The 15,858-nt window shown below is 60.1% G+C and carries 19 protein-coding genes; all 19 read right to left on the bottom strand.

Translation table 11 applies throughout. The features are described from left to right. Window positions 1-11: 11 nt before the first annotated feature. Window positions 12-566 carry an LOG family protein gene (locus tag HZS54_RS11525; protein ID WP_179922665.1) on the bottom strand — a complete coding sequence of 185 codons (555 nt, stop codon included), beginning with the start codon at window positions 564-566 and terminating at the stop codon, window positions 12-14. Between the two features lie 188 nt (window positions 567-754). Further along, window positions 755-928 (bottom strand): hypothetical protein, encoded by a 174-nt coding sequence (locus HZS54_RS11520; protein WP_179922664.1) that lies wholly within the window; start codon window positions 926-928, stop codon window positions 755-757. Window positions 929-1,213: 285 nt separating this feature from the next. After that, complete coding sequence (locus HZS54_RS11515) at window positions 1,214-1,426, bottom strand: hypothetical protein (protein ID WP_179922663.1); 213 nt, start codon at window positions 1,424-1,426, stop codon at window positions 1,214-1,216. 436 nt (window positions 1,427-1,862) lie between these two features. Continuing rightward, the gene (locus HZS54_RS11510) at window positions 1,863-2,207 is read right to left on the bottom strand and encodes a hypothetical protein (protein WP_179922662.1); all 345 of its coding nucleotides are present in this window, start codon (window positions 2,205-2,207) and stop codon (window positions 1,863-1,865) included. A 480-nt stretch (window positions 2,208-2,687) separates the two neighbouring features. Continuing rightward, window positions 2,688-2,945 carry a hypothetical protein gene (locus HZS54_RS11505; RefSeq protein ID WP_179922661.1) on the bottom strand — a complete coding sequence of 86 codons (258 nt, stop codon included), beginning with the start codon at window positions 2,943-2,945 and terminating at the stop codon, window positions 2,688-2,690. 50 nt (window positions 2,946-2,995) lie between these two features. After that, window positions 2,996-3,352 (bottom strand): hypothetical protein, encoded by a 357-nt coding sequence (locus tag HZS54_RS11500; RefSeq protein WP_179922660.1) that lies wholly within the window; start codon window positions 3,350-3,352, stop codon window positions 2,996-2,998. 33 nt (window positions 3,353-3,385) lie between these two features. Beyond that, the gene (locus tag HZS54_RS11495) at window positions 3,386-3,622 is read right to left on the bottom strand and encodes a hypothetical protein (protein WP_179922659.1); all 237 of its coding nucleotides are present in this window, start codon (window positions 3,620-3,622) and stop codon (window positions 3,386-3,388) included. 35 nt (window positions 3,623-3,657) lie between these two features. After that, window positions 3,658-3,810, bottom strand: coding sequence for a hypothetical protein (locus HZS54_RS11490; RefSeq protein WP_179922658.1), 153 nt, complete (start codon window positions 3,808-3,810; stop codon window positions 3,658-3,660). Window positions 3,811-3,857: 47 nt separating this feature from the next. Further along, window positions 3,858-4,178, bottom strand: a complete 321-nt coding sequence (locus HZS54_RS11485; protein ID WP_179922657.1) for a hypothetical protein — start codon at window positions 4,176-4,178, stop codon at window positions 3,858-3,860. Window positions 4,179-4,215: 37 nt separating this feature from the next. Continuing rightward, window positions 4,216-4,500 (bottom strand): hypothetical protein, encoded by a 285-nt coding sequence (locus HZS54_RS11480; RefSeq protein WP_179922656.1) that lies wholly within the window; start codon window positions 4,498-4,500, stop codon window positions 4,216-4,218. Next, the gene (locus HZS54_RS11475) at window positions 4,497-4,640 is read right to left on the bottom strand and encodes a hypothetical protein (protein ID WP_179922655.1); all 144 of its coding nucleotides are present in this window, start codon (window positions 4,638-4,640) and stop codon (window positions 4,497-4,499) included. Before HZS54_RS11475 ends, HZS54_RS11480 begins: the two co-directional genes overlap by 4 nt. A 201-nt stretch (window positions 4,641-4,841) precedes the next feature. Then, window positions 4,842-5,357, bottom strand: a complete 516-nt coding sequence (locus HZS54_RS11470; RefSeq protein ID WP_179922654.1) for a hypothetical protein — start codon at window positions 5,355-5,357, stop codon at window positions 4,842-4,844. Between the two features lie 262 nt (window positions 5,358-5,619). Next, entirely contained in the window at window positions 5,620-6,045 is a 426-nt protein-coding gene (locus HZS54_RS11465) for a hypothetical protein (protein ID WP_179922653.1), read from the bottom strand. A gap of 303 nt (window positions 6,046-6,348) precedes the next feature. Beyond that, the gene (locus HZS54_RS11460) at window positions 6,349-6,795 is read right to left on the bottom strand and encodes a hypothetical protein (protein WP_179922652.1); all 447 of its coding nucleotides are present in this window, start codon (window positions 6,793-6,795) and stop codon (window positions 6,349-6,351) included. A 1,721-nt stretch (window positions 6,796-8,516) separates the two neighbouring features. Beyond that, window positions 8,517-9,140 (bottom strand): hypothetical protein, encoded by a 624-nt coding sequence (locus HZS54_RS11455; protein WP_179922651.1) that lies wholly within the window; start codon window positions 9,138-9,140, stop codon window positions 8,517-8,519. 117 nt (window positions 9,141-9,257) lie between these two features. Then, on the bottom strand, window positions 9,258-12,704 hold the full coding sequence (locus HZS54_RS11450) for an ATP-binding protein (protein WP_246391921.1): 3,447 nt from the start codon (window positions 12,702-12,704) through the stop codon (window positions 9,258-9,260). Window positions 12,705-12,781: 77 nt separating this feature from the next. Further along, on the bottom strand, window positions 12,782-13,006 hold the full coding sequence (locus tag HZS54_RS11445; RefSeq protein ID WP_179922650.1) for a hypothetical protein: 225 nt from the start codon (window positions 13,004-13,006) through the stop codon (window positions 12,782-12,784). A 252-nt stretch (window positions 13,007-13,258) separates the two neighbouring features. Then, entirely contained in the window at window positions 13,259-15,472 is a 2,214-nt protein-coding gene (locus HZS54_RS11440) for a hypothetical protein (protein WP_179922649.1), read from the bottom strand. Between the two features lie 6 nt (window positions 15,473-15,478). Then, a complete protein-coding gene (locus tag HZS54_RS11435; protein WP_179922648.1) occupies window positions 15,479-15,781 on the bottom strand; it encodes a hypothetical protein in 303 nt (100 codons plus the stop codon). Window positions 15,782-15,858: the final 77 nt, after the last annotated feature.

Genomic DNA, 15,858 nt, shown 5'->3' with positions numbered 1-15,858 from the left:
AATACCGGCGGTCAGGACGAGAACTCCCAGGTGACGGTTTCTACCCCGTGGGAGCGGCAACTGTCGATCATGTGGGCCGTCCCGTTTGAGTCGCCGTCCCAGATGGCGAATCCGTAGCCGTCGTGTTGTCCGACGAACTCCGCCATCATGCAGTTCCGCGTTAGGTACGCCCCCTTCCCCGACGTCGGATCGTCCTGCTCCCCATCGTAGCTCGTGACGGTGTCGACGACCCACGGGGCGTCGGCGAGATCGCGCCGGAAGGCTGTCCCGTCGCTGGGGCCGTTAACGGCGAGGACGACCATCGGAACACCGAGGTGGAGCGCGACTGCTTCGGCGACCGCGTCTGCGCCGTCCGCGCCGCCGGAGACGATCGCGTCCGGGTGCTCCAGGTCGCGGTCGTCGAACTCGTTAAGGACGCGCTTGGCCTGCTCGCGGGTGGAGCCGTCGGTCGCGGTGAACGACCGGCTCCCGAAGATCACCCAGATGTCGTCGTCGGAGGAGAACGGAAGCTGTTCAGCGGAGTACGAGACGTCGGGAACGTCGGCCCGCTCGCAGTAGCATACCATGTAGGACACTCCAGTTGACGCGGTGGGTAGAAACTTACCGTCTGCAGTGGTAGTTGTGACGTTCCTGACCAGTAGCTCCTCCCGGCGCAGCCCGAGCACACTACGTCGCACAGGGAGGGGGAGGCCCGAATCTTCGATTCGGGGCTCCGGCCTCGGCGGGAGGGCAACGTGAGACGGGGCGATGCCCCTCAGTCTCGCGTGACCGTCTCCTTGACGGTCACCGAGACTGGGTCGACCGGTTCGAAGCATTCTCCACAGGCTCGCCCTGTGGAGATGTCTTCGACCGGTCGACGGATGGTCGTTTCGTCCCAAGTCAGAAGCCCGTGCTCCGAGCACTCGTAGCGCGTTTCGGTGCGAGCCATGCGTGCCGGGATACGTCTCCCTTCCCCTCTTATTGGTTACGCCCGGCGGTCGGGCGTCACCAGTAAGGGGGAAGGAGACGAGACCAAACCATGGCTCGCACTCGCGCGAGACTGCTCGGAGCCCGGCGACAGACGCCGGGCGAAACGAGCAGACGGGGCATCGCCCCGTCGATGCTGTCGGCGCAGCCCGAGGAGCAACTGCACCGCAGGGAGGGGGAGGCCCGAATCTCTGATTCGGGGCTCCGGCCTCGGCGGGAGGAGCCGTAAGCGAGACCGCCTTTCCCTTCACTCTACCCGCTCAAGACCCGGCCACGGCTCGTTCGGCGGCCTTACGCTTATGCTGAGATGCCCATCTTCACACACACCCACTTCACCCGACTTCACAACATCATCTTCTTCTCTCTGAATTCCCATCCGCTTCTTCTTCTTCATCTCCTCCTCACATTCTTCTTCCAAACACTTTTCAACTACTTCGACTTCAGGGGCGCTTCGCGCCATACGCGCAGCTCTCACCCGAAACCCCATTATGGTTACACGGGGTCGCGGTTTGACCCCGTGGAGGCCTTAATGGGGTTTCGGGTAGACAAGCGTTGGCGCGAAGTCAACGCCCCCGCCGCGCCTGAGTGCGGTGCGGTGCGGTTGACCGAAGGCGCGGCGGCCCCACCAAACCACATGCGGTCCTGGTGGACTGAAAGGGCGAGCCGTGGTCGCGGTCGCTGAGCGACCTCTATCCGGTTGCGGGTTGACCGGATATGTCGCTCAGCGGGACCCGCGAGCGCGGCGAGGGCTTTCAACGCGGTGGCCTCTCTCGGCTCCGTCCTGGAAAGGCAGCGGGAGCGGCGGCTTCCAGATAGCCCTCCCGCTATACCACCCCCTCCCCTGGCCGCGATGTGGTGGTGGTTGCGAGCGCGACGAGGACTATCGACGCTGCGGTCTACCCGTTGACGGGCTGCTGGGTAACCCCGTCGTCGGTCAGGACGTAGTCAAGCTCTTGGCGGCCGTCGTCGGTAAAGCGGTAGCCCTGCGGGAGAGAGTCGTTCAGCCAGTCCTCACGGTCAGCGTCAGTGGTGATGTCCTCGTTCGGGATGTGGACGGTGAACTCGTTCATCTCGACCCAGCGGTGGACGGTCTGGGCCATCGTCGGCGAGTAGACGCGGACGCGCTCGTTTTCGGCGTCGACGTCGGTGACGGCGAACGCGATGGCGTACTTGCTGTCGTCGGATTTCAGGGTGTCGCCGATGTCAACTGCGGTAGGGTCGTAGGCGAGCTGGTCAGGCATCTCGATGTCCTCCGCCCCCAGCGGGAGACAGAAACAGAGTCCCGGCGCAGCCGAGCGCGGTCGCGGGGTGACCGCGCGAGGAGGGGGAGGCGACCACCGGGAGCCTCCGGCTTCGGCGGGAGGGATGATCCGCTGGGACTGAGGGCAAGCTCGCTCGCGGGTTGAGCGAGCAGGCCGCAAGTGGAGCGTCCCCCCGAGCCCCGGAACTGTCAGGGGTGAGGCGTTCTCAGAACGCCGAAGGGCAAAGGCCGGCGCTGCTGCGCCGGCCCAAACGGGCGTGCAGCCCCCGGCGCGGTTTGCCGGGGGTGAGCCCCGTTGGGGACCGCTGCTGAACGCGAAAGTGGAGTGTTCGTAGCCGGGGGAGCCGCCGGCGATTGCGGGTCGGAGAAGCGGCCGCGTTGGGCGGGCCGGCCAGCAAGTCCCCCGGACGCGAGAGTGGGAGGGCCGCAAGGTCAGCGGGTCAGCCGGGGACGAGTCAGGTCAGCACGCCCGAAGGCGCTGCTCGAGGATCTCGTCCTCGCTCGGCAGGTCCCAGTCGTGGTAGTCGCGAGCGATCTGCCGAGCGCGTTCGACGTTGGTGACGACGCTGTTCGGCCGGTGCCGCCGGATGCTGTCGGGGCTGTCGCGGGAGTACATCCCGATGCCGATGCCGCTGGGGAACGCGGCCGCCTCGGATAGCGCGACGTATCCGGTCAAGGTCGATTCGAGTGGATTCGGAGTGGAGCTCTCGGTGGACATCGTGCCTCGCACCCAAATCGAGGGGTACAAACCGCCGGTCACGGGCGCGGTCACTCGGCAGGAGAGGCGTCGGCGACGACATCCTCGCTGGGGCGGTCCTCTTCGATGAGCCACGCCGGGCTGTAGTACTGCCAGACACGGATCGAGAGGTACAGCGTGACGCCGTTCAGGACGACGCCGAACAGGAACACGCCGACTGCCGAGTACAGGAGCTCGTCGGGCAGGGCGTACTCGATTACCTCGATGATGCCCATCCATGCGAGCATCAGGACGCCGGAGCCCCAGCCGATCAGTTCTACGGCGAGCGGACCGTCGACGGGGCTGATTCGTCGTAGGTAGGTTCCTGCGACCCCGATCAGGAGGAAGACGATGCTGAACACTATCACTGCGAGGCCAAACTCGTTCATCATTGTAGTGGGTGTGTGCGGATCAGGTTAGTTTTACTGGAAGTCGTCGATGCTCAGGTCGTACTGCTGGTGGGCCGGGTCGTCGCTCTCGTTCCCGAAGTGCCCACGCAACTTCGCGAACGTCGCGTACGGCCCCATCCCACAGACGGGACAGTCGGCGTTGATGTGGACGGTCTTCTTGCGGCCGTCCTTGTTCTCGCGTACGGCCTGGGGAGACGGTACTTCTCCGAGGCCTGCGACGGACATCGTTTCGAGGTCGTCGGTGCTCATAGGCTGGTCTCGTTCATCGGTAGTCGGGTGACCGTTCAGAAGAGGTCGTCGACGCTGACCTCTTCGCGTTCGGTCTGAGTCGCGTTGGTTGGATGGCTACACCACTTGCCGATCGGCTCACCCGTTCCGTCGGGGAAGACGAACTCGTTGCCGGACCGCCGTCTGCAGTAGTTGCAGTTCTCGCCCATCCGTCACCCCGATCGCGGGATAGAAATTGGCAGCGGTTCGGTTCTGGTCAGCCGGTGTAGTCGAAGTGCTGTTCGAGGACGGGCCGCATCGCTTTACCTTCCGGGTGCTGCTGGAGGAACTCGTCCACGGACGCGAAGGTGGTCGGCTCGTCTGCTGATCGCAGGTGGGGGACGAACGGGGTGTTTGCGTAGATGGCGTCGACGGCGGCCTGCGGATTGTCTTCGACTGGTGGAAGCTCGACTGCGTAGCCGATACTGCTCGGGTGAGCGAGCAGGATGCCGTTGCGATTCGTGCTGTTTGGACCTTCCTGTGCAGGGCTGGTGGTGCTGTCCGTCTCGGCGCTCGGGGATGTGCAGGTAGTGCTCATGGTGGAACCCCTCGCTCGAATCGGGGGGTAGAAACCACTACCCGCTGACTCCGAACTTGTCCATCAGGTCCTCGGCTTCTGCCGCCGCTGCGTCGATGTCGTCGAACTCCTTGACCGCTTCTAGGACGTCGTCGACGGCGACGGTGACGTAGCCGGCGTCGTCGCTCGCGCGGTAGACGGTGATGGTCGTCGGGGTATCGTCGTCGTCGGTGCGCTCCAGGCACGTCCACGTCGTCGCGTCGTCTGGAACGTCATCGACCTCGCTGGCTGGCACGCCACGCCGCTCGTGCTCCCAGTCCGTCCCGCCCGTCGCAAGCGTCATCGCTTGGCCCCCGTTCGCTCGCGGTGCGTGCTTGCCGTCGCGGTCCCGACTGGAGCGCCCATCCGCTGGGCCTCCCGCCGAAGTCGCTCGCTGTCGGTGCTGTCCGCGCCGGTGCCGTCGCTGGCTGGCTGCTCGCTCATGCAGAACCTCTCCACTCCCACCCGGAGGGCAGAAACCAGCCAGCTGACCGCGCCGACGATCTCCGGCAGTCCGTCGCCGACTGGACCGGACGGCAGGTGACCGACGAGACGTGTTGGAGTCGCCGCTTCAGCGGTGCGGGGTGTCGGGGAACAACGCCAACCGAGTCTCCCGAGGGCAGGGAGGTGCTCCCGCCGGGCTCGTTACTCGGTATCGAGCTCCGCCTCGGTGTCGGTGTGCCACTCCAGGGCTTCGCCCCGGCTCCCGTCGTTCTTGACCAGCCGCACGATCGACCGTGGCTGGTCACCCGTCGCCTCAACGACCGCCTTCCCGAACGCCTCCGCCGCGTCCGCATCGGAGAACCGTTCCGAGGCCAGCCGGTCGAACGCTTCGACGATCGCTTCCGCTTCCTCGGAGTCGATGTCCTCAACTTCGAGTTCGATCGGCCGGGCACACGCTGGCCCTGCCGCCGGCGTGCCGACGCCGATCGCCAGCTCATCCGTATCGTCGACGCCGAACTCCAGTGCGTCGAGGAGCCGAAGGAGAACATGGGTGTCGTGCGTCTCGACGAACAGCGAGAGCTGCTGGGCGATGGTCGTCGCCGGCCGCCGTTCGACACCACCGATATGGAGTTCGATGACGTGGTCGCTCTCGAGGCTGTGCGTGTCGTAGTCGGTCGGCGTTTCCACGAAGGTCATGTCGTCCTGTTTCGCACTCATCGATGATCCCTTTCACTCTGGTCGAGGGGTACAAAGGAACAGTCTCGTTCGATTCGCGTGACTTCTGTTTCGCTCCGTAGCGTGCGACCCTGCGGTCCCCTGGTGGACTGAAAGGGCGAGGGCCGCTCGCGTTCACTTTACTCGCCTCAGCGGGCCACTATCATCCTACGGAAGGATATCCCGCTGAGCGAGCGCGAGCGGTCCGAGGGCTTTCAACACTACTCCGACCACTCTGCCGTCTTCACTCCACTCCCGTCACTGGTCAGTCGTCCGCGCCCTGCTCGACGCCGTCGCCTCCCTCGACCCCTTCGCGTTCCTTCAGGACGATTTCATGGACTTCCTGCTCCTCGTCCGCTCGATCCGGGATGTTGCCTGCTGCCTGAAAGTAGGGAGTCGGGCTGTCGGTCAAGTCCACACCAGTGACGCCGCCGGGCAGTCCCCGCTCCGCGACCCGCTCGAATCGCTCCTCGACAGCCTCCGCCGCGACCGGCTCCCCGCCGAGGCTCTCGATGAGCACGTCCACCTTCGCGTCCAGCTGTTCGTACCGGTATCGCATCTCCCGTGCCCGGACCCCCTCGCGGAGCAGCAACTCGATGGCCTTGCTGGTCGATATGTCATGGTGCTCTGCCACGGCCACGATCGTATCGACAAGGTCCTCTCCAACGTACGAGCTAATGCGTTCGCCCATACCCGCTGGCTTCTGGCTCCGCGTACTAAGTGATTGCCCTCTCCCCCACCCCTGCTCGCCCTGTCGGTCGCCCTCCTGGTCGAACCCCTGTCTTCTCGTGCCTCACTTGGCCGTGGGACTCGGGTCGACGACCCCGCTGGCTGAGGCGAGGCTTCCCCCACTCTGTTTGCCGACCCCGACCTCCACCATCCTCGTTTGCCGGCCCCGGCTACTCCCCGCCTCCGCGCCAGCACTCGGCCCCGCCCCGACCACCACTACGGCCCCGCCCTGAACGACACCTCGGCTCCGCCCTGAACAGCCCGCCTACGGCAACGGGGGGTGAGAGATATTTTGCCCCCTATCACTACCACCCAACCCACCCCACCATCTACGAGCCCATCCCCCCTTCTCCTGAGCCCTAGAAGGGGGGACCACCGTGTCGCCCGTCGACTGCTGTTGCCCGTCGAGTTGGTCGTCGAGTGTTGTCGCCCGTCGAGTGCTGTCTGCTGTCCCCCGGAGCCGCGTCGTGTTGTAGCCGATCGCCGTCCACGTCCTCGACCTTCCATCCATCGCTCCTGGCCCACCCCTGCTGTCCTCGCCTTCGCTCTCGTCGTCGTCGCCGTCGCTGTCCCCCTCGTCATCGCCCTTGCCCTCGTCGTCGTCTTCGCTGTCGCCCCCGCCCTTGGTGTCGTTGTCGTCGCAGTCCTCGCCCCCACCCCCATCGTCGTCCTCGCTGTCGCTCCCGCCCTCCCCGCACCCGCACTCTCGCACTCGCCATCACCCCCGTCGTTCCCCGCCGCCGCCATCACCCTCATCGTCGCTGTCGCTGTCGCCGCCGCCCCCTGCAGTCCCGCCGCCGCAGTCTCTCCCAGTTCCGCCGTGTCTCGCGACGTCGTCGTTCCCCGCTCGCTACACGATGCTGCCCCCACCCTCTCGCCGTTCACCGCGACGTTGATTCCCCCCACCTCGCTGCGCCCTGCCTCCCTCGTCTCTCGCCGCCGCCGCGTGACCGCAGTCGTTCCCCGTCCTCGCCGAGTCCAGTCTGCCCCTCCTCGTCGCTACGACTCCGCCAGTCATCCACCCCTGCTGTTCGCGTTGCTGTTCGGTTCTATCGCCGTTCGCTCACCAGTCGTTCGTCGCCGCCGGTCGGTCCCCAGCTCCTGTCGCCGTTCGCTCCTGGTCTGTCTTCGCCGCTTGTCGTTCCCCTGTTCGTCCTCGCTCCTCGTCGTTCTCCTGTTCGCCCTTGCCGCTCGTCGATCCTCGGTTCGTCCTCGTCCCTCGTCGTCTCCTGCCCCTTCGCCTCGAGTCGCTCTCCACCTCCACCACTTGTCGCGCCCGCCAGGGTTCCCTCCAGTGTCACCAATCTGGTAGTCCCTTCTCTATCCGCTCCCTTTCTGACCCCGCTTTCCTCGCCTGCCCCTCGGCTCCGCCTGAATCGTCCGCCACGCGACTACCCACTGGAACTTCATCTCCCTTGAACCCTATTTGTGTGAATTCGGCTGGTCATATTAGACAAGAGCAGATTACTGTATAGACCCTCTAATGGCCTCTGAGTGAGTGGCTGAACGTATGTGGCCCATTTCGCCCCCTCGAATCTAATTACGAACCCCCCTGAATCCTGCTACCGTCCCGTGATTAGGTGAAATGTAGCTTCAAACGCATAAGGTAATAGGGGTTCGGGCTATCCGAACGCCGTCTGGTAATTAGGGGTGTTCTGCGGTGGTGGTTCAAGAGTAATGACGCACCCCCACGAATCCCGCTGCCATCCCGTGATTAGAAATCTTATGAGAGATATGTGGAATCCCGCCGCCGTGTTGTAATTAGGTTTGAGACTGTCGCTGATGAGAGTCCCATATCGCCGTAATGACGCACCCCCACGAATCCCGCCGCCGTCCCGTGATTAGATGTTTAATGAGAGAGTGGCCGAATTCGGACGCCGTCTTGTGATTACGGTTTCGCTGGACTGACGATCGACCCCGTTAGCCGGTCTAATGAGAGACCGTCCAAACTGGGGGGCCGTCCGGTAGTTACCGTTCTAAATACCAAACGGCCGAATACGGTTCACGTCTGGTAATTAGCGTCTCGGTGACCCGTCGTTAGTATCTTGATTGTGATATGATGGAGGTCTATCCGGCTCGGATGGGGTCTGATTGAGGGGGAGTGATGGAACAGCCTCATACTCACAGTGAAGACTGCGCGGGCCTACTACTTAGCGTGAAGTTCCCGGTGTGTTAGTCTGCGTAGGGTGAAGCGGGAAGGTTCTGCGAAGGTTGCGAGAAGATACTGCGTAAGTTCTGCGAACGGCATGGGGGCGAGGCCCGTGATAGCCGGTGTGGGGCTCTGACCGGCGGCGTCTCTGGAGCGGTGGCTATCGGCACCGGCGAACTCCATTTGCTCGAAAAACGAGTGATCTGCGAGACGTCTGTGTGCGTGGCGCAAACGCCGTTCGGGACGGCTCAACGTGAACTGCGAGTCCTGCGGTCCGGTTGTGCTTAGGCGTTGATCTCGTCAGCGTCCTCGTCTGCTTCGTCGTGTGCTGCTGGCGCGACCTCGCCGTCTTGGTCGAGGTCGATCATGAGACCACCCGGAACCTGTTCGCTGCCGATGTCCTCGTTCCACTCTGGCGGGTACCGAATCGTCTGTTCGGTTTGGATGCCGTTGTCCTTGAGGAATCCGCTCGCGGAAATCGAGACCCGGTCGTCGCTCCACTGGAGGGAGTAGACGTTGGTTCGGTCGTAGTCCGTGTCGAGCGGAATGATGGCGATCTCGTTGGTGTCCTCGTTGTACGCGAGGATGACAGCCTTCTTCCCATCGAGGTACTGTTTCGAGACGGTAGAGTTCGGTGCGAGTTGCCCGTTTTCACGAATCGAGATGAACTCTCGCCCGTGGAAGACACCGAAGCCCTCGTCGGCGAGAGAGTCCGAGATCTCGTCGATGAGTTCGTCAGGACCATCAGGTTTTCCACCATCTTCGTTCTCAGATGGTTCCGACTCGCCGCTTTCTTCCGAGAACGAACCCGCATCTTCAGCCGATACTCCACCGTCTGGCTGAGCTTCATCTTGGTCGGTCGCACTATCCTCTTCTGGATCGCTATCTCCAGCGGTGTTTTCTGGCATACTGCAACTCTACGTTCATACGAGAGGAGTATATTCCTTTCCCCGGTGAGGAGAGAGACTGGAGAAAATATTTGGGTAAGGTCGTCTGTGGGCGTCCTGAGATCGGATGTGGTTGCGCTATTCGATATCTTGTCGGAGCGAGTTCAGTGTGTGAATCTCCGAGATGCCCGGATCATCAAGCTGTTCGCTCACTCTCCGAATGTTCTGGGCGCTGTGGCCCGTCGGTAGACTGTCGACTTCCTCGCTCAACTTTTCGAGGAGCGTAATTGCTTCGTCGTAGTTCTTCACGACCCAGACTGCATCTCCGTATCCCTCCTTCATCGCCTCATAGTCGTCGAGGACATGGCCCTTCTTCTCTGGGCTGGTCTCGATTTCGATGAGTTGGCGAGATTTCGTGGGGGACTCTTTCGTATCATCGGCGAACACGTCTACCTTGTTCTGCCCGCCGTTGATGTCGCCGTATGGTTCGACATCGTAGCCTTGCTGTTCGTAGTAGGTGGCTGCAAGCCGGACTCCAAGCCGGTGTTCGGGACTTTCATCACCCAATTCTCCACCGTCTTCTGGGGAGAGTGTCTTACCGTCGATGATGAGCTCTGCTTCCTTTGTCGGGAAGTAGTAGACCTTGTTCTGACCGATAGCGATCTTCTCAAGGAAGCCCCATTCTTCGAGTTCCTTGGCTGAGTCGCTGAATGGGAGTTGCGTCATCGGTTGGCTGAGGCTGTAGTTTTTGGCCCCATCGGTTAGCGCATCGAAGACGAGTTCGAGGAACGCCTTGTGGTCAGTCTCCAGCTGCCCATCCTCGATTTCGATCTCATCTTCGTCGACCTCATCGTCAGCGTCTGCCCCATCGCCTTCACTTCCGCCGAAGTCAGTTCCGGCTTCTGATTTGATGAAGTCGCTGTCTTTGTTGAGGCAGTGTAGTTCTCTGCTCCGTTGTCTGACCGCATCTGCTTTGGCGGAGACGTCGAATGGTCCCTCGCTGTGTCCCGGTGGGATCGGGAGCGGTTTGAGCGTGAGTATCTCTGGTTTCTGCTTGTGGAAGCCCGTCGACGGGAGTTGTACGACCCATTCCCCACGTCGAAGACCAGCGATTCTGTCCTTGATTTCTTCGGTGTCGAGGTCCTCGTGGAACAGTGAGTTCGCGAGGAGGTCGTCTGTCGCGATGTTTCCGATAATCTTCGTGTTGACGTTGTTCAGAATCTCTTGGTAGGCTCGTCGGTTACCACGCGGGTCTTCTCCGAGGACCTGCTCGGGATACTGCATGATGAGACCCAGCGAGAGGTTGAACTCGCGGCCTTTCGGCAGGAGTTCGTTGTAGACGATCTCGTTCCGTGCGACGTTCGCAGACTCTTCGATCACGACGTTCGCGATGTAGTTGTCGTTGTTCGGGGTCCAGAGTGACTGCACGGATGTCCAGAGGTGCGAGAGGAACAGCACCGTGAATATTTCGCTGCTTTCCCCGCGTAGGTTGCCCGTGTCCACCAGGAGAACTTTGTCGCTGTTGAGGATGTTCTTCAGGTCGAGCATCGGGACATCTGTCCGGTCGTACCATCCCTTCTCGTCGTTCCAGTACTCTTCGGGGATCTCGAAAGACAGCATATCCCAGATGAAGTCCCGTTCCTTGAGCTTCCGAATCCGGTTCAGGACTGCGTCCGTGGTGTTCATGAACTGCCGCTCTTCCTTCTCGAGGTGGGACTTCAGGAAACTTCGCACCTGTTCGTCTTCGACGTCGGGGAGCGCACTTTGGAGTTTTTTCGGGTCGGCGTTCTTGGCGTCCTCGATTTCTCGCCCGTAGTGCTGGAAGTCTTGTGCGGCTTGCAGGAGGTCGCCGATCGTGAAGTAGTCTGACCCGTTTTCCTCGTCGAACAGTGCTTTGATGAGGTTGGTGAGGATCTCGTTCGCGACGAATGCTTGGTCGACGGTATCCCGTCCAAGCACGAATCGTAGGAGCTGGAAGTAGTGGTCGATGATGTCTTGGATCGCTGTTTCACGTTCACGACCAGCCGCACGGGTGAGTGGGCGCAGGTCGAAGAACGGGATACCTGGGATGTTCCCATCCTCTTCTGGGACCTTGATGTATTCGACGTCGTCGAGGTCGCCGAAGAGCGTGCGGTGACACCGCAGGTAGTTCTTACACATCTCACCCCCTTTTGGGTCGATGAGGACGGTCGGACCTTCGAGGAACTCGTGGGTAGTGAGCATATCGTTCAGTGTCGCGACCGTCTTCCCGCTCCCGGTCGTTGCAGCGCGGATGTAGTGATGGGTTAGGTCGCCGGCGGATAGTGCGAGGGCGTCTCGCTTACTGAGTTCCTGCCACCACTCGTTGACGCTCTCGATCGCGCTGATTTCGCGAGAGTTTTCGGTGTCGTCGCGTAGTGCTGTGACTGCGTGCCCGATGGTCATCCCATCTGAGAACTCACGGAAGACTTCCTCGTTCGGGGAAGTCAGCGCCGACTGCGCTTTCGGTTTCCCACCAGTCCCGCCACGGCTGGCTTTCGGGAGTGCGTCGATCGACGGTACCGTGATGAAGCTGGCGAGCTCCTCGATGTTACAGACGAGCATCGGCTTCCGTCGGGTCATCATCTCCCAACCGTTCGGGTACGTGATCCCGTGGTTCAGCATCCGTCTGTACTCGTTGTCGTTCTCACCGAGGTACTTCCCGTCGACAGAATAGAACTGTCCACTCATCTGGTTGAGCGAGTCTACTAGATTCTCGGCGGCTCGTTGGGACTGGGCGGCTGCTCGGAGAGACACGTTGTAGGTGTGGCTTGGGTTCTTAAGGTCGATCTGTGACATCCGACTCTGCCCGGCGCGTTGGCCGTCGACCTGCGAATCCATGATCGACCCACCGACTTCCTCCGGCGTATCCCCTCGGTGGCGTTCCCGTTTCTCTTCATCAGAGACGCCGATTACTGCGTCAAGGACACTCCGCGCGATCATCCCAGCAGAGGTGTGGACGCCGCGTTTGAGTCGGCCTTTCTGCCGTTGGGCTTTCGGTGACCAGTCTGCACGCGGCTCGAACACTATCTGGAAGAGAACCGCTCCGTCTGCTTGGATGATGGTTTCGAGGAGGTTCGAGAGGGGTGAGCGGTCGGTGGTCTCGGTGTCGAAGCGGGTCAGCATCGTCATCCAGTCCTTCCGACGTTCTTCGACACCTTCGTACCGGACCATGTGGGGGATATCCTCGAAGACGTCTGTTATATCGAATTGTTTCCGGTCGAACTCGAAGTTCTCTGGGTACTGTGAGCGCGTTGTGCTTTCGAGGCGATCGCAGTTCGCATTACCGCGCTCCCCCGGCCCGAGGAAGAACTTGAATTGGGCTTCCCCTTCAGGCTTGTAGATGATGAATTCGAAGTTGGAGACACCTTCGATACTGTCGATGTGAAGCTCTATGTCGAGCGGGAGCTTTCGGCCCGTCCCGTAGCGGTGCAGGCCGTACAGTTCGCGGGTGACTGTTTCGGAGTTCACTTCTTCACGAACCGGCGTGATCTGGATGTACTCCTGACTGGCTTCGATTTTTTCGATGAAATCCTCGGGATCTTCTTCGTCCTCTCCCCCAGGCAAATCAGGGTTGATGTGGCCGACCTCGCCATCTTGGTAATCATCGGGGACTGCATCTTCGGGAGTCGCGTCGATGCTGGCTACGCTTCGATCACCCCGTGGTTCTTGAGCTCGGTCCCGTTCTCGCTCATCGGGGGCCGGCTGTGGCTCATCCGTTTGAACTGGATGTGCTTCGGCTCGTTGTTCTTGCGGTCGTTCAGTTCCTTGATGGCCTTCGTCCCCCTCGTCTCCAGTGTGAGTTCTACTACGGCCTTCTCTTTGTGGTTTCGAGGTATCTTGTCCCCCCTGTTCGTCAGTATGTTCACCGAAGATTGATTCCTCACCGAATGGTTCAATATCAGAGGAACTGTCGCTATCGTCTTCGGGAGGCTCTGGGTCTTCAAAAAATGGGTCTCCAGCCACCCGTGGTTGGTCCTCACGCTCCTCTTGGTCGTCTCGCTCCGGCTCTGACATATCTGTTGAGACGGTTCCCGCTGTGTTATTTCTTGTGCTAAAATGGGTATTGCAGTGGGTCACTGCAGGGATTAGAAAATGCGGTCGAGAAGAGCCTGCCAAGCCTACTTGTCGTTGCGGAACTTCGTCCACCAGACGAAGAACAGCCCGAGGACGATCCAGTGGATGACCACGTAGAGGTTTGAGATGAAGTTGCTCAGATATCCGAGTGGCGTTGAGATGACGTTTATGTTGAGGTTGCCGGTGAATGTCCGGGCATCTGCTTGCTCGTAGTGCGTAGGGACGTTGTCTCTGAGCTTGTCCCCTTTGAACTCTGCAACGAAACCCGTCGCGTTCTCGTGGACTTGCACTTGGAACTCTCCGTTGCTGTCTGTAACGACCGTGTTGGTCGTCCCCCCCTCGATGTGGATCTCGCGGTTGGGGATGCCAGTTCCGTTAGAGTCTACGAGCTGCCCATTGGCTACCTCGCCGTCACTGCCCATCTCCAATTCCATGTCCGTTGTCTCGTAGGTGACGAACTTTGTATCGATCTCGACCTTGTTTCCGAAGAGATCGGTGCCGTTGGCCTCGAAGTCCTCGAGACGGCCTCCTGTGCTTGTCGAGAGGACTCTGCCACCCCAAGTTCGATACAGCGGGATGTCGCCTTTGGTGTTTATGACGTTGTCACCGGTATTGATTCCCTCATACGTCTGTGCTTGGTCGATCCCTTCTTCGCTGACCAGAATTGTACTCCGTGCAGCGGTCTTGTAGCTGTTGGCGTCCATGTAGTCACGGTGGAGGTTGTGTGGACCATCTCCGACCTTGACGCTGGTGAAGTTCCATTGGTTAGCCCCTTTTCGTCTAGTTTCGACCCGATCATAGAGTGTCTGCGGGAAGACAACCCACGGTGTGTAGACTCTCCAGACCTCATCTCCGCCGTTTGCGGTAATCTGCATCGACCCGAGTGGATTCACTTCTGGCCGCTGGTTACCAACGACATCGAAGTAGAGCTCTTGGCCCTGCCGAGTGTCTTTGACGTAAGCAGTGATATTCAGGCTGTCTGCCTTAGCTGGCTCGATTGGATGTTCTGCGTTCCTATCGATCGTGCTGGTGACAGTAACTGTCTCGGTCGTTTCTTCGTCTTCTTGAGAACACTCGCTCGGATAATCGACACCGTAAGTGTGGTTGTATTCGATAGTGGTAGTCGAGTACGGTGTGATTTTCCCGGCTGCTGGGTCCTCAATTGGGAAGACGTGGGAATGCTCCCCCTCGTCGTACCAGCTACCGTTGTGGTAGAGTTCCATGAACTCACTCGTGACTGTGGGGTTTGAGTAGTACTCGTATCGTTCAGGAGTAGCGTATTTGGTTTGGTTCCCATCCTGGTAGGAGCACTGTGGCGCGTTTTCCGTGTACCGACTGCTTTCAGTGTAGGGGACGATCGCTCGATAATCAGTAAGGGCAGTAACGTTGATCCCCTCTGGATTCACGATCCAGTAGTCATCGTAGATTGCACCTTCACTGATACGGGCGATACCGACGTAGTGGTCTTTAACTGCGGGAGTTGGGCTGTGCCATTTGCCGCTGATGTTGGCTTTAGTGGTGTTGTATCGAGCGGTGTTGCTTCCGTATCCCGCAGCAGGAATAACACTCTCGTCGAGTCCGGTATCGAGGAACGAATTATTGACAGCCTGCCGGTTGATCTCCTCGTAATTCTTCATCTCCCCGTCGTAGACTTCTATGTCGTCTGAGTTGGAAATATAGAGGTCTCCGGGCTCCTCGTCGTCGTCTGTCTCTTCTTGAAGAACCTCTACGTTTCGCGCTGGAAGCTGTCCTGGTTCGCTTTCGATCTCGACGTAGACTACGCCATCTTCGCCACTGTGTTCAGGGGTGGATTGGTTCCCTTCGAACCCAATGAAGACAGTGTTTTCGATCGTTACATCGCTTCCACTTTGCCACGAGTCTTCTGTGGGGATTCGCGTATCAGTATCGAGTCGTTCTCGGTAGCCGTCTGTGAGTCGGGCGTATTGACGAGCTTGGTGGGTTGTGAACGTTGTATTATCTATTCGGATGACAGCCTGAGTAGAATTGTTTCCTGCCATCCGCATCTGGAGGTTCCGGGCACTGACGTTGTAGATGTCTGGGTGGATGCTGGTTTCGTTCTCGTCGACGTCGTTTGAGGCGAGCAGTCGGAAAACGCCGTTTTCGGTCACTTCGGGGTTATCGTCAGCCGTTTCGATCGGAGTGTATTGTCCACCCCCGGAATTCCCTATGACGACAGCGAAACCGCTGACTGCTGCCAGCGAGAGAATACCGATGATGAATGCTAATCTTAGTTTCATAGTCTCTCACTGCCCCATCATGTAGTAGATGAGACTGAGGAATGCACCGAAGTTAAAGCCTATGACGGTGAACATGATGCCGATTCCCGCTAGCCGTTTCCCCCACTGATGACGGTGGCTCGTCTTCTTGTTTGTCGCCCATGCGAGGAACCCGAAACCAGTGAGTGCCATCCCTGAAAGGAGAAAGATCTCGCCCAGCGAGTGGAAGTACACAAGCGAGTCGGCGATGTCGCTCTGGACGTTGAGTAGGATGGATAGGAGGACGGTTGATGAGAGATTCCGCTCAACTGTATGTCCTAGGAGTCCCATGTTCTCTCTTATTCTGGAGTATCGCGTTCGGTGCTTATAGTGAATGGGGTTCGATCCATCCGTCCGTTACTCTGATA

This window comes from Halosimplex pelagicum (genome assembly GCF_013415905.1).
Lineage (GTDB): Archaea > Halobacteriota > Halobacteria > Halobacteriales > Haloarculaceae > Halosimplex > Halosimplex pelagicum.
The sequence above is the reverse complement of the archived record's forward strand: the minus strand, read 5'-3'. Positions and strand labels throughout refer to the sequence as shown.